This is a genomic window from Streptomyces sp. SAS_281 (assembly GCF_052542855.1).
Genome location: NZ_JBMNDO010000105.1, coordinates 14,176 through 27,910, shown reverse-complemented (window position 1 = coordinate 27,910; position 13,735 = coordinate 14,176). Strand labels below are relative to the sequence as shown.

The following is a 13,735-nucleotide window of genomic DNA, read 5'->3' as shown; positions in this document are numbered from 1 at the left end:
CCCCCCCCCCCCCTCGCCGCGTTCCCGCCCCCGGCCGTTCCCCGCCCCGCCCCCGGCGGTTCCCTGTCCCGCCCCCGGCCTCGCCCCGGCCGTTCCCTGCCCCGCCCCCGGCCGGCCGGGGGCGGGCCGCGACCGACCACGACCGGCCCGCGCGCGGGAGCGTCCGTCTCCGCCGGTATCGTCGGTTACGTCACCGATGCCGCGGCCACCCCCGGGCAGCTCCGGCACGGTTTCCCGACCTGACCGCCCGACCCGTGGAGACCGCATGTCCGGCCAGCCCGCCGCCCGCCGCACCGTGCTGAAGGGCGCCGCTCTCGCGGGCGTCGCCGGGCTGGGAGCCGCCGCCTGCTCGACCGACTCGAAGCTCGGCCACGCCCAGACGCCGACCCCCACCGCCCCCGTCGAGCTCGGCGCGCCCGACGAGATCCCCGTCGGCCAGTCCAAGCTCTACCGCGAGCAGCGCGTCGTCGTGGCCTGCCCGGCCAAGGGGGAGTTCAAGGCGTTCAGCGCCCAGTGCACCCACGCCGGCTGCCTGCTGGACAAGGTCGAGAAGAACGAGGGCCACTGCCCCTGCCACGGCAGCCGCTTCGACACCACGACCGGCAAGGCCGTGCACGGCCCCGCGACCGTGCCGCTGCCCGCCGTCCCGGTCCGCGTCGAGGGCGGCAAGCTGATCGCGGGCCCGGACGCCTGAGCCGGGTGGCACGCCCCGCCTACTCCCAGTCCCAGTCGATCCCCACCAGCCCCGGCCGCACCCCCTGCTCCACCAGATGCACGGTCCGGTGCCGGCCGGTCAGCGTGAGCTCCGCCCGGGCGCCCCGGGGCGCCCCCGCCGACGCCTGCGCGAAGCTCCGGCACCGTACCGGCAGCGCCTCCTCGGCGAAGCCGACCTGGAGCACGTACTGCCCGCCGCCGAAGGTGAAGCCGCGCAGGTACTCGCCGCAGGGTCCGCCCGTGCCGTCCTCGAAGCCGTAGCCGAAGAGGTACGTGTCGCCCGCCCGCAGCCGGGTGTCGAACAGCAGCTCGGCGACCAGCACACCCGTCTCCCGGTCCCAGCGGACCCGGCCCGTCCGGCAGTTCTCCCGGGCGCTCACCGCGACCCGCGCCGGATCGCACCCCGCGTCCCCGACGTACACCGCGAGATAGCGGTCGATGCCGTCCCGGTGGGCGCGCACCACGTGCTGGGAGGTCCGCCGCTGCATCCGGCGCCCCGGCCCGATCCGTACCCGCTCCTGGTGGCCCACCGTGTGCAGTCCGCCGTCCGCCGGTGACTCGAGCCCCGCGAGCAGCCGCTCCACGGCCCCGGACGTCTCCACCAGCGACCGGTACGTGCGCGCGGGCGGACGCTCGGTGTCCGGGCGGGGCTCCTCGGCGTCCAGAAGGCCGAGCAGCGAGTCCGGCGGCAGGGCGAGCACCTCCTCCAGGGCCTTCACGGCGCGCAGCGACTCCGGGCGCTGCGGGCGGCGTGCGCCCTGCTGCCAGTAACTCAGGCTGGTCACACCGAGCTTGATCCCCCTGTGCGCCAGATGGTGCCGGACCCGCTGGAGCGGCAGCCCGCGCACCGACAGCGCGGTGCGCAGGGCCAGGTGGAACGGTCCGGTGTGCAGCACCTGCGCCAGTTCGGCCTCGGTGTGCCGCATGGATCCTCCAGGTGAACGTTCACGCCGGCCGGGCACGGGGCCGCGCCGACGGGTGCCGGTCCGCAGGTGGCCGGGGGCACGCGTTCACACCTCGGCCCCGGGCGTTCACACCGCGGTGTTCACCCGCATTCAAGCGTGTTGACCCGTCCCCGACAACGGTTGATGCTCCTCCACAGCGTCCGGACGCGCTCCTCGGAACCCCACCCCCCGCCCCGGGAGGAACGCCATGCGCCCCACAGGAACCAGGCCCGGCCGGCTGTCGGCGACAGCCGTACTGGCCGCCCTGCTGCTCGCCGTCCCCACGGCGACCGCCACCGCCGCCGACCAGCCCCGCACCGCCACCGCCTCGGTCCGGACCGCGTCCGCCCCGACGGCCGCCCTCGCCGCCACCAAGCGGCTGAACATCACCATGCAGGCGCAGCAGAAGACCAACTGGTGCTGGGCCGCGTCCGGCAACACCATCGCCACCTGGTACGGCCGTGACTACAGCCAGAACCAGTTCTGCAACGCCGCCTTCGGCCGCGCCCAGGGCTACGAGTGCCCCAACTCGCAGGCCGCCCTCGACAACGTGCAGAACGCCCTGTACTGGGCGGGCATCAAGCCCGGCTCGTACGTCAGCGGCTGGCTGCGCTACTCCACCGTGCAGACCGAGATAGCCGCCGGACGCCCGGTCGAGACCCGCATCCAGTGGTCGTCGGGCGGCGGTCACATGCATGTGCTGTACGGCTACGACGACGCCGACGGCCTCGTCTACTGGGGCGACCCCTGGCCCTCCAGCAATCGCTACAACTGGGCCTCGCACGCCTGGTACGTGAACAACAGTGAGTTCTCCTGGACCCACTCGCTCTACCGGATCGGGGCGTGACGCCATGACCACCACCGGTTCCCGGCCCGTCCGCCGCCCCCTCGCCGCCGCCCTGGCCGCCGCCGGTGTCCTCGCCGGCACGGCCCTGCTCACCGCCGCCCCGCAGGCGGCCGCCGCCGACGGCCCCCAGGCCGGTCCCGCCGCCCTGGCCGCGGCCCACGAGGCGGCCACCGACACCGCCACCCTGAACACGCTGTCCCGGTTCTTCGCCCGTGAGGGCGCCGTCACCGAGAAGGCCGCCGCACCCCGCATCGAGGGCGAGGCCGTGCCCGTGCGCACCCTGTCCGCCGAGTTCGTGGCGGGCGAGCCGGGCGCCCCCGTGGCCTCCCTCGACTACCTGGCCAGCACCGCCGTCTCCTCGGACGGCCAGAGGGCGTCGCTCTGGACGCTGCCGGAACCCGGCGAGGACGGTGGGATGCAGGTGGTGAACATCGCCACCGGTGACGACGAGGCCCGCTACACCGAGGCGGGCGCCCGCAAGCTGCCCGGCGGCATCGTCTTCCACGAGCCCCAGATCGACGCCTGGTACGTGCAGAAGGGCGACCGGGTCGTCCCGCTCGACCGGGACGCCGTCCGGGCGGTCGGCAAGCGGGGGACGACGCTCTCCGCCTACCGCACCCGGGTCCACGCCGCCTACGCGGACAAGCTCCCCGGCTCCGCGTACGCCCGCAAGGGCGAGGCGGGCGGTTACGGGCCCGGGGCGAAGCCCGCCGGAGGGGAGGGCTCCGGCCCCGCCATCGCCGCCTCGGCCACCAGCGGGACCGTCCTGACCGCCGGCTCCACCGCGGCCGCCGGGGGCGCCGCCGCCGTCCTCGCCCTGTGCGGCGCCACCGCCCTGCGCCTCAGGAGCCGCCGCCGGACCGGGTGACCCGCCCGGCCCCATGACCCCGCGCTCCGGGACAGGTGCTCCCCACCCCTGGCCCGGAGCGCGGTGCCGTCCGCGCACCCCGCTCTGTCACTGCCCGCAAGTAGGGTGGGGAGCATGGCAGACCCCTCCAGCTACCGCCCCAAGCCGGGACAGATCCCCGACTCCCCGGGGGTCTACAAATTCCGCGACGAACACCGCCGGGTGATCTACGTCGGGAAGGCCAAGAGCCTGCGCCAGCGCCTGGCCAACTACTTCCAGGACCTCTCCGGACTCCACCCGCGTACGCGCACGATGGTGACCACGGCCGCCTCCGTGGAGTGGACGGTCGTCGCCACCGAGGTCGAGGCGCTCCAGCTGGAGTACTCCTGGATCAAGGAGTTCGACCCCCGGTTCAACGTCAAGTACCGCGACGACAAGAGCTATCCCTACCTGGCGGTCACGCTCAACGAGGAGTTCCCCCGCGTCCAGGTGATGCGCGGCGCCAAGAAGAAGGGCGTGCGCTACTTCGGTCCGTACGGGCACGCCTGGGCGATCCGCGAGACGGTCGACCTGATGCTCCGCGTCTTCCCCGTCCGCACCTGCTCCGCCGGAGTCTTCAAGAACGCCGCGCGGACCGGCCGCCCCTGCCTCCTCGGCTACATCGGCAAGTGCTCGGCGCCCTGCGTCGGCCGGGTCACCCCCGAGGAACACCGCGAACTGGCCGACGACTTCTGCGACTTCATGGCCGGCCGCACCGGCACCTACATCCGCCGCCTGGAGAAGGACATGATGGCGGCCGCCGAGGACATGGAGTACGAGCGGGCCGCGCGGCTGCGCGACGACGTCGAGGCCCTGAAGCGCGCGATGGAGAAGAGCGCCGTCGTCCTCGCCGACGCCACCGACGCGGACCTCATCGCGGTCGCCGAGGACGAGCTGGAGGCCGCCGTCCAGATCTTCCACGTGCGCGGCGGCCGGGTCCGCGGCCAGCGCGGCTGGGTCACCGACAAGGTGGAGAACGTCGACACGTCCGGCCTCGTGGAGCACGCCCTCCAGCAGCTGTACGGCGAGGAGAGCGGCGACGCCGTCCCCAAGGAGGTCCTGGTCCCGGCTCTGCCCGAGGACCCGGCGGCGGTCTCCCAGTGGCTCGCGGACCGGCGCGGCTCCCAGGTCAGCCTGCGCATCCCGCAGCGCGGCGACAAGAAGGACCTGATGGTCACGGTCCAGCGCAACGCCCAGCAGGCGCTCGGACTGCACAAGACCAAGCGCGCCTCGGACCTCACCACCCGCTCCCGGGCGCTGGAGGAGATCGCCGGGGCCCTGGGCCTGGACACCGCCCCGCTGCGCATCGAGTGCTTCGACATCTCCCACCTCCAGGGCGACGACGTCGTAGCGTCCATGGTGGTCTTCGAGGACGGTCTCGCCCGCAAGGGGGAGTACCGCCGCTTCCAGATCAAGGGCTTCGAGGGGCAGGACGACGTCCGCTCGATGCACGAGGTGATCAGCCGCCGCTTCCGCCGCTACCTCCAGGAGAAGGAGCGCACGGGGGAGTGGGAGGAGACCCCGGCGCCCACCGGCCCCGTGCCGGCGGTCCAGGGCGACGGCGAGGGCGGAGGAGACGCCCCGGACGCCGGGGAGTCCCGCGAGGACGACGGCCGCCCCAAGCGCTTCGCGTACCCGCCGCAGCTCCTCGTCGTGGACGGCGGCCAGCCGCAGGTCGCCGCCGCCAAGCGGGCCCTGGACGAGCTGGGCATCGACGACATCGCGGTCTGCGGCCTCGCGAAGCGCCTCGAAGAGGTCTGGCTGCCCGATGACGACGACCCGGTGGTCCTGCCCCGCTCCAGCGAGGGCCTGTACCTCCTCCAGCGCGTCCGTGATGAGGCGCACCGCTTCGCCATCACCTACCAGCGCGCCAAGCGGGCCAAGCGCATCCGCGCCAGCCCGCTGGACGCCGTCCCCGGCCTCGGGGACACCCGGAAGCAGGCCCTGATCAAACATTTCGGCTCCGTCAAGAAGCTGAGGCAGGCGACAATCGAGGAGATCTGCGAGGTTCCCGGGATAGGCCGCAGGACAGCGGAGTCCGTGGCCGTCGCCCTCGCGGCGGCCGCCCCGGCCGCACCCGCCGTGAACACGGCCACAGGAGAGATCATGGAAGAGGACGACGGGGGCAGCACGACATGACCGAGCACGAACAGAACGAACACGAACACGAGCACGACAGCACGGACCGAGCAGACGGAGCAGCACACGTGAGTACCGGCACCCCGACCGAGACGGGCGACGCCGCCGCCATCCCGGAGCTGGTGATCATCTCCGGCATGTCCGGCGCCGGGCGCAGCACCGCGGCCAAGTGCCTGGAGGACCTCGGCTGGTTCGTCGTGGACAACCTGCCGCCCGCGCTGATCCCCACCATGGTGGAGCTCGGCGCCCGCTCCCAGGGCAACGTGGCCCGGATCGCCGTCGTGGTCGACGTGCGGGGCCGCCGCTTCTTCGACAACCTGCGCGAATCCCTCGCCGACCTGGACGCCAAGGGCGTCACCCGCCGGGTGGTCTTCCTGGAGTCCTCCGACGACGCGCTGGTCCGGCGCTTCGAGTCGGTCCGCCGTCCCCACCCGCTCCAGGGCGACGGCCGCATCGTGGACGGCATCGCCGCCGAGCGCGACCTGCTGCGCGAGCTGCGCGGCGACGCCGACCTGGTGATCGACACCTCCAGCCTCAACGTCCACGAACTGCGCGCCAAGATGGACGCCCAGTTCGCCGGTGACGAGGAGCCGGAGCTGCGCGCCACCGTGATGTCGTTCGGCTTCAAGTACGGCCTGCCGGTCGACGCCGACCTGGTGGTCGACTGCCGCTTCCTGCCGAACCCGCACTGGGTGCCGGAGCTGCGCCCCTTCACCGGGCTCAACGAGGAGGTCTCCTCGTACGTCTTCGACCAGCCCGGCGCCAAGGAATTCCTCAACCAGTACACCGAACTGCTCCAGCTCGTCGCCGCGGGCTACCGCCGCGAGGGCAAGCGCTATGTGACCATCGCGGTGGGCTGCACGGGCGGCAAGCACCGTTCGGTGGCCATGTCCGAGAAGCTGGCGGCCCGGCTCGCCACGGAGGGGATCGAGACCGTGCTCGTACACAGGGACATGGGGCGCGAGTGACCAGTCGCAATCTGCGCCTGCGCCGGCTGCGGGGCACGGCGCCCGCACTCTCCGTGCGCAAGCGCGGCGCCCAGCCCAAGGTCGTCGCCCTCGGCGGCGGCCGGGGCCTGTCGGCCTCCCTCACCGCGCTGCGCCGGATCACCGGCGATCTGACCGCCGTGGTCACCGTCGCCGACGACGGCGGTTCCAGCGGGCGGCTGCGCGAGGAGCTGGGCGTTCTGCCCCCGGGCGACCTGCGCAAGGCGCTGGCCGCCCTGTGCGGCGACGACGAGTGGGGCCAGACCTGGGCCCGGGTCATCCAGCACCGCTTCCAGTCCAAGGGCGACCTGCACGAGCACGCGGTCGGCAATCTGCTGATCGTCGCCCTCTGGGAGCAGCTGGGCGACCACGTCCAGGCCCTGGACCTGGTCGGCAAGCTGCTCGGCGCGCACGGCCGGGTGCTGCCCATGTCCGCCGTGCCGCTGGAGCTCCAGGCCCTCGTCAAGGGCCACGACCCGGACCGCCCGGAGGACGTGGACACCGTGCGCGGCCAGGCCACCGTCGCCCTCACCCCGGGCGAGGTGCAGTCCGTGCACCTGGTCCCGGCCGACCCGCCGGCCGTCCCCGAGGCGGTCGCCGCAGTCCGGGACGCGGACTGGGTGGTCCTCGGCCCCGGCTCCTGGTTCTCCTCGGTCATCCCGCACCTGCTCGTCCCCGAACTGCTGGACGCGCTGATCGAGACGAAGGCCCGCAAGGTCCTCTCGCTGAACCTCGCACCGCAGCCCGGCGAAACAGAAGGCTTCTCACCGCAGCGTCATTTGGAGGTTTTGGGACGACACGCCCCTAAACTCGCCCTGGACGTGGTGCTGGCCGACGAGGCCGCCGTGCCCGACCGCGAGTCCCTCGCCGACGCAGCCAAACGGCTCGGTGCCGCGGTCGAGCTGGCGCCCGTGGCCTCACCCGACGGCGTTCCGATCCATGATCCGGAGCTGTTGGCCGCCGCGTACGACCGTATTTTTCGGATGCATGGAAGGATCGGCCCATGGCGATGACGCCGGCGGTGAAGGACGAAGTCTCCCGGCTTCCCGTGACCCGGACCTGCTGCAGGAAGGCAGAGGTCTCGGCGATTCTCCGGTTCGCGGGCGGCCTCCACCTGGTGAGCGGCCGGATCGTGATCGAGGCGGAGCTGGACACCGCGATGGCGGCGCGTCGGCTCAAGCGGGACATCCTGGAGATCTTCGGGCACAGCTCGGAGCTCATCGTGATGGCCCCCGGCGGGCTGCGGCGCGGCTCGCGCTACGTCGTACGGGTGGTGGCGGGCGGCGACCAGCTGGCGCGCCAGACCGGGCTCGTCGACGGCCGGGGCCGCCCCATCCGCGGCCTCCCCCCGCAGGTGGTCTCGGGGGCCACCTGCGACGCCGAGGCCGCCTGGCGCGGGGCGTTCCTGGCCCACGGCTCGCTCACCGAGCCGGGCCGCTCCTCCTCCCTGGAGGTGACCTGCCCGGGCCCGGAGGCCGCGCTCGCCCTGGTCGGCGCCGCCCGCCGGCTCTCCATCGCCGCCAAGGCGCGCGAGGTGCGCGGGGTGGACCGGGTCGTCGTCCGCGACGGCGACGCGATCGGTGCCCTGCTCACCCGGCTCGGCGCCCATGAGTCGGTGCTGGCCTGGGAGGAGCGCCGGATGCGCCGCGAGGTCCGGGCCACCGCCAACCGCCTCGCCAACTTCGACGACGCGAACCTGCGCCGCTCCGCCCGGGCCGCGGTCGCCGCGGGTGCCCGGGTCGGCCGCGCCCTGGAGATCCTGGGCGAGGAGGTCCCGGAGCACCTGGCGGCGGCCGGGCGGCTGCGCATGGAGCACAAGCAGGCGTCGCTGGAGGAGCTGGGCGCCCTCGCCGACCCGCCGCTGACCAAGGACGCGGTCGCGGGCCGCATCCGCCGGCTCCTCGCGATGGCCGACAAGCGCGCCCAGGACCTGGGCATCCCCGGCACGGAATCCACTCTCAGCGAAGAGCTGGCCGACGGCCTGGTCGGCTGAGCGGGGCCCGCGGCCCGCGCCCCGGAAGGGGAACGGCCCGTCGGCCCGCGGCCGTTGACGCTGCGTAATCGCCGCGAGGAAGGCCGCGCGGAAGCCGGAGGCCCGTACCCCTACTGGGGAGTACGGGCCTTCCGCGCTCTTTCCGGCCCCGCTCGATGTCACCCCGGCGGCTCCGGAGAGGTAGGGTCGGAGGCGGTCGGGGACATCCCATACAACTCGCCGGCGTCGAAAACCGGCGTACCTAACGAGGAGATCGGTTCGTGACGATCCGCGTAGGCATCAACGGCTTTGGCCGCATCGGTCGTAACTACTTCCGCGCGCTGCTGGAGCAGGGTGCGGACATCGAGATCGTGGCTGTCAACGACCTGGGTGACACCGCGACCACGGCCCACCTGCTGAAGTACGACACCATCCTGGGTCGTCTGAAGGCAGAGGTCAGCCACACCGCCGACACCATCACCGTCGACGGCCACACCATCAAGGTGCTCTCCGAGCGCAACCCGGCCGACATCCCCTGGGGTGAGCTGGGCGTCGACATCGTCATCGAGTCGACCGGCATCTTCACCAAGAAGGCCGACGCCGAGAAGCACATCGCCGGTGGCGCGAAGAAGGTCCTCATCTCGGCTCCGGCCAAGGACGAGGACATCACCATCGTGATGGGCGTCAACCAGGACAAGTACGACGCGGCCAACCACCACGTCATCTCCAACGCGTCCTGCACGACCAACTGTGTCGCCCCGATGGCCAAGGTTCTGGACGAGAACTTCGGCATCGTCAAGGGCCTCATGACGACGGTCCACGCGTACACCAACGACCAGCGCATCCTGGACTTCCCGCACTCGGACCTGCGCCGCGCCCGCGCCGCCGCCGAGAACATCATCCCGACCACGACCGGCGCCGCCAAGGCGACGGCCCTGGTCCTGCCGCAGCTCAAGGGCAAGCTCGACGGCATCGCGATGCGCGTCCCGGTCCCGACCGGCTCGGCCACCGACCTGGTCGTGACCCTCCAGCGCGAGGTCACCAAGGACGAGGTCAACGCCGCGTTCAAGAAGGCCGCCGACGACGGCGACCTCAAGGGCATCCTGTACTACACCGAGGACCCGATCGTGTCCTCGGACATCGTCAGCGACCCGGCGTCCTGCACCTTCGACTCCTCCCTGACGATGGTCCAGGAGGGCAACACGGTGAAGATCCTCGGCTGGTACGACAACGAGTGGGGCTACTCCAACCGTCTCGTCGACCTCACCGTCTTCGTCGGCGGCCAGCTCTGAGCACCGCCGCACCGGCAGGCATCTCGATGTGAGCACGGGGCTCGAACAGCGCGACGCTGCGCTGTTCGAGCCCCCTCGCATGCTCACTCGTCCTCCAAGGAGTCCAGACAGATGAAGACGATCGACGCACTTCTCGCCGAAGGGGTCGCCGGCAAGCGGGTATTCGTCCGCGCCGACCTCAACGTGCCGCTCAGCGGCACCACCATCACCGACGACGGCCGCATCCGCGCCGTCACCCCGACCGTCCGCAAGCTGGCCGAGGCCGGCGCCCGGGTCGTCGTCGCCTCGCACCTGGGCCGCCCCAAGGGCGCCCCGGACCCGGCGTTCTCGCTGGCCCCCGCCGCCACCCGGCTCGGCGAACTGCTCGGCTCCGACGTGGCCTTCGCGACCGACACGGTCGGCGAGTCCGCCCGCGCCACCGTCGCCGCGCTCACCGACGGCCAGGTCGCCGTCATCGAGAACCTGCGCTTCAACCCCGGCGAGACCTCCAAGGACGACGCCGAGCGCGGCGCGTTCGCCGATCAGCTCGCCGAGCTGGCCGACCTGTACGTGGGCGACGGCTTCGGCGCCGTCCACCGCAAGCACGCCTCGGTCTTCGACCTCCCGGCCCGCCTCCCGCACGCGGCCGGCGACCTCATCGCCACCGAGGTCGGCGTCCTGAAGAAGCTCACCGACGACGTCCAGCGCCCCTACGCGGTGGTCCTCGGCGGCGCCAAGGTCTCCGACAAGCTGGGCGTCATCGACCATCTGCTGGAGCGCGCCGACCGCATCCTCATCGGGGGCGGCATGGCGTACACCTTCCTCAAGGCCCAGGGCCACGAGGTCGGCAGCTCGCTGCTCCAGGAGGACCAGATCCCGGCGGTCCAGGAGTACCTGCGGCGCGCCGAGGCGAAGGGCGTGGAGTTCGTGCTCCCCGTCGACGTCGTCGTCGCGCCCGCCTTCCCGGACCTGAAGACCAAGGCCCCGGCCCACCCGGAGACCGTCGCCGCCGACGCCATGCCGGCCGGGCAGATGGGCCTGGACAACGGTCCGGAGACCAACAAGCTCTACGCATCGAAGCTCGCCGACGCGGCCACCGTCTTCTGGAACGGCCCGATGGGCGTCTTCGAGCACCCCGACTTCGCCGAGGGCACCCGGGCCGTCGCCCAGGCCCTCGTCGACTCCTCGGGCTTCAGCGTGGTCGGCGGTGGCGACTCCGCCGCCGCGGTCCGCATCCTGGGCTTCGACGAGAACGCGTTCGGACACATCTCGACCGGTGGCGGCGCCAGCCTCGAATACCTCGAGGGCAAGACGCTTCCCGGCCTCGCCGCTCTGGAGGACTGACCTTTCATGACCACTCGCACCCCGCTGATGGCGGGCAACTGGAAGATGAACCTCAACCACCTCGAGGCCATCGCCCACGTCCAGAAGCTCGCCTTCGCCCTGGCTGACAAGGACTACGACGCCGTAGAGGTCGCCGTCCTGCCGCCCTTCACCGACCTGCGCTCCGTGCAGACGCTGGTCGACGGCGACAAGCTGAAGATCAAGTACGGCGCCCAGGACATCTCGGCGCACGACTCCGGCGCGTACACCGGTGAGATCTCCGGCCCCATGCTCGCCAAGCTGAAGTGCACCTTCGTCGCCATCGGCCACAGCGAGCGCCGCCAGTACCACGGCGAGAACGACGAGGTCTGCAACGCCAAGGTGAAGGCCGCGTACAAGCACGGCCTGACCCCGATCCTCTGCGTCGGCGAGGGCCTGGACGTCCGCAAGGCCGGCGAGCAGGTCGCACACACCCTCGCGCAGCTCGACGGCGCCCTGAAGGACATCCCGGCCGAGCAGGCCGAGTCCATCGTGGTCGCCTACGAGCCGGTCTGGGCCATCGGCACCGGTGAGGTCGCCACCCCGGAGGACGCGCAGGAGGTCTGCGGTGCGATCCGCGGCCGCCTCGCCGAGCTGTACTCGCAGGAGCTGGCCGACGCGGTCCGCATCCAGTACGGGGGCTCGGTGAAGTCCGGCAACGTGGCCGCGATCATGGCCCAGCCCGACGTCGACGGCGCCCTGATCGGCGGCGCGGCGCTCGACGCGGACGAGTTCGTCAAGATCGTCCGCTTCCGCGACCAGTGAGTATGCGGTAGCGCGGATCCGTCGTACCCTTGCGGGGGCCGGGGAGGGAGACCTCCCGGCCCCCGTTGTTCGCACACGCAGTCGGTATTTCCGGAAAGTAGGGACCAGCCGTGATTCTGGGGTTCGAGATCGCCCTGATCGTCTTCAGCCTGCTGCTGATGCTGCTGGTGCTCATGCACAAGGGCAAGGGCGGCGGTCTCTCCGACATGTTCGGTGGCGGCATGCAGTCCTCCGTCGGCGGCTCCTCGGTCGCCGAGCGCAACCTCGACCGCATCACCGTCGTGGTCGGTCTGGGCTGGTTCGCGTGCATCGTGGTGCTTGGTCTGCTCATCAAGCTCGACAACTGACCCGTCGTACGCGTTTCCCGGTGACGGTGTAACTCCTTCCCCTGGACGCGCGTTGGGCCTTACGTAGACTGGGGCATCTTCGAGCACCATCACGCAGGGAGTTACGACCGTGGCAAGTGGCAACGCGATCCGGGGAAGCCGGGTCGGGGCGGGGCCGATGGGGGAGGCCGAGCGCGGCGAGTCCGCGCCACGGCTCCGCATCTCCTTCTGGTGCTCGAACGGGCACGAGACGCAGCCCAGTTTCGCCCATGACGCGCAGGTACCGGACACCTGGGACTGCCCCCGCTGCGGTTTCCCGGCCGGCCAGGATCCGGAGAGCCCGCCCGACCCGCCGCACACCGAAACGTACAAGACGCACCTCGCGTACGTACGCGAGCGCCGCAGCGACGCGGACGGCGAGGCGATCCTCGCCGAGGCCCTGGCGAAACTGCGCGGCGAGATCTGACAACGGCCGGACCTACGGGGGAGCCGGGCGCCACCCCGGCGCCCGGCTCTCTGGCGTCTACAGCCAGCCCCGTCGCACGGCCTGCGCCCCGGCCTGGAAGCGGCTCGTCGCGCCCAGCCGCTCCACCAGCTCCGCGGTGCGCCGCCGCAGGGTCCGCTCGCTCACCCCGAGCTGCCGCGCTATCGCCTCGTCCTTGAAGCCCGAGTTCAGCAGGGACAGCAGGGCCTGCTCGGCGGGGGAGAGGTCCGGTTGGTCCGTCGTGGGGGCCGGGGTGAAGACCGGGGCGCCCTGGAGCCACTTGGCCTCGAACAGCTCCACCAAGGCGTCGCAGAGCCGGGACTGCCGGACCAGGACCGCGGCGGTGCGCACGGACTCCTCGTTCGACGTGAGCGGGATCATCGCCGCCCGCCGGTCGGCCATCACCATCTTCAGCGGCACCCTGGGCACGACCCGGGCCTGCTCACCGAGCGCCGCCTGCTCCTTCAGGGACTCGACCCGGTCCGGCAGGTGCAGCACCTCGGCCGCGTAGACGGCCCGGACGCCGACCCCCCGGGCCAGGGCATCCCGCTCCATGGCGGCCATCGCCGAGGGCCCGGTGAGATACGGCGGCGCGTCGAAGGCCAGGATCTCCTGCTCGGCGCCGACGATGAGGTCGCGCAGCCGGTCGCCGACCGCCGTCGGGCCCTCGACCACCTCCACCAGGCGCCGGGGGTCGGTTCGCAGGACGCGCTCGTGGTACTCCGCCGCGTACGACTCCAAGGCGGTCGTGGTGGCGTCCAGTTCGGCCTGCCGGGCGCGGATCAGCGCGGTGAGGCCGTGGCGCGGGTCGATCGCCGTATAGCGCGCCGGGCGGCCGGTGACCGCGGCCAGCCCGGACGCGACCAACCGGTCCAGGAGCTGCCGCGCCTGATGTGGCGTCAGTTCGTGGGCGTCCGCCAGCTCCTGCGGTGAGAGGCCGAGGCGGTGCAGCAGCAGCCGGTAGGCGCGCTCCGCGCCCTCGTCCAGCCCGACCGGCTCCAGCACGTCCGTCTCCTCGTCACTCGGATGTTCCCCGGAC

Annotated in this window: 14 protein-coding genes and 1 pseudogene; 13 read left to right on the top strand and 2 right to left on the bottom strand. The window is 72.3% G+C overall.

The features are described from left to right. Together ACN6LM_RS29630 and ACN6LM_RS29625 are read left to right on the top strand one after the other, a co-directional pair. A pseudogene (locus ACN6LM_RS29630) lies at positions 1-243 on the top strand (hypothetical protein); the annotation flags it as partial. Between the two features lie 22 nt (positions 244-265). Next, positions 266-694, top strand: coding sequence for a Rieske (2Fe-2S) protein (locus tag ACN6LM_RS29625; protein WP_425814477.1), 429 nt, complete (start codon positions 266-268; stop codon positions 692-694). Positions 695-713: 19 nt separating this feature from the next. On the opposite strand, the gene ACN6LM_RS29620 is transcribed toward ACN6LM_RS29625, so the two are convergent. Further along, positions 714-1,640, bottom strand: coding sequence for a hypothetical protein (locus ACN6LM_RS29620; RefSeq protein WP_445068452.1), 927 nt, complete (start codon positions 1,638-1,640; stop codon positions 714-716). Between the two features lie 226 nt (positions 1,641-1,866). Here ACN6LM_RS29620 and ACN6LM_RS29615 point away from each other — a divergent pair, with 226 nt between their 5' ends. From ACN6LM_RS29615 to ACN6LM_RS29565, 11 genes are all read left to right on the top strand, one after another. Continuing rightward, positions 1,867-2,505, top strand: a complete 639-nt coding sequence (locus ACN6LM_RS29615; protein ID WP_445068451.1) for a papain-like cysteine protease family protein — start codon at positions 1,867-1,869, stop codon at positions 2,503-2,505. Between the two features lie 4 nt (positions 2,506-2,509). Then, a complete protein-coding gene (locus tag ACN6LM_RS29610) occupies positions 2,510-3,373 on the top strand; it encodes a hypothetical protein (RefSeq protein WP_445068450.1) in 864 nt (287 codons plus the stop codon). Between the two features lie 114 nt (positions 3,374-3,487). Beyond that, positions 3,488-5,530 carry an excinuclease ABC subunit UvrC gene (gene uvrC, locus ACN6LM_RS29605; protein WP_445068449.1) on the top strand — a complete coding sequence of 681 codons (2,043 nt, stop codon included), beginning with the start codon at positions 3,488-3,490 and terminating at the stop codon, positions 5,528-5,530. Further along, on the top strand, positions 5,527-6,498 hold the full coding sequence (gene rapZ / locus ACN6LM_RS29600) for an RNase adapter RapZ (protein ID WP_445068448.1): 972 nt from the start codon (positions 5,527-5,529) through the stop codon (positions 6,496-6,498). The genes uvrC and rapZ overlap by 4 nt, the downstream gene beginning before the upstream one ends. Next, complete coding sequence (locus ACN6LM_RS29595; RefSeq protein WP_445068447.1) at positions 6,495-7,529, top strand: gluconeogenesis factor YvcK family protein; 1,035 nt, start codon at positions 6,495-6,497, stop codon at positions 7,527-7,529. The genes rapZ and ACN6LM_RS29595 overlap by 4 nt, the downstream gene beginning before the upstream one ends. Then, entirely contained in the window at positions 7,520-8,509 is a 990-nt protein-coding gene (gene whiA / locus ACN6LM_RS29590; RefSeq protein WP_018104603.1) for a DNA-binding protein WhiA, read from the top strand. Before ACN6LM_RS29595 ends, whiA begins: the two co-directional genes overlap by 10 nt. Before the next feature lie 260 nt (positions 8,510-8,769). Then, the gene (gap, locus tag ACN6LM_RS29585) at positions 8,770-9,780 is read left to right on the top strand and encodes a type I glyceraldehyde-3-phosphate dehydrogenase (protein WP_073968324.1); all 1,011 of its coding nucleotides are present in this window, start codon (positions 8,770-8,772) and stop codon (positions 9,778-9,780) included. Positions 9,781-9,891: 111 nt separating this feature from the next. Continuing rightward, positions 9,892-11,103, top strand: a complete 1,212-nt coding sequence (locus tag ACN6LM_RS29580; protein WP_445068446.1) for a phosphoglycerate kinase — start codon at positions 9,892-9,894, stop codon at positions 11,101-11,103. Positions 11,104-11,109: 6 nt separating this feature from the next. Then, entirely contained in the window at positions 11,110-11,886 is a 777-nt protein-coding gene (gene tpiA / locus ACN6LM_RS29575; RefSeq protein ID WP_445068445.1) for a triose-phosphate isomerase, read from the top strand. 110 nt (positions 11,887-11,996) lie between these two features. After that, positions 11,997-12,233 (top strand): preprotein translocase subunit SecG, encoded by a 237-nt coding sequence (secG, locus tag ACN6LM_RS29570; RefSeq protein WP_018104607.1) that lies wholly within the window; start codon positions 11,997-11,999, stop codon positions 12,231-12,233. Positions 12,234-12,342: 109 nt separating this feature from the next. Next, the gene (locus ACN6LM_RS29565) at positions 12,343-12,678 is read left to right on the top strand and encodes an RNA polymerase-binding protein RbpA (protein ID WP_445068444.1); all 336 of its coding nucleotides are present in this window, start codon (positions 12,343-12,345) and stop codon (positions 12,676-12,678) included. 57 nt (positions 12,679-12,735) lie between these two features. Here ACN6LM_RS29565 and ACN6LM_RS29560 read toward each other — a convergent pair whose 3' ends face one another. Continuing rightward, positions 12,736-13,701, bottom strand: coding sequence for a helix-turn-helix transcriptional regulator (locus ACN6LM_RS29560; protein WP_445068443.1), 966 nt, complete (start codon positions 13,699-13,701; stop codon positions 12,736-12,738). Between the last annotated feature and the right edge of the window lie 34 nt (positions 13,702-13,735).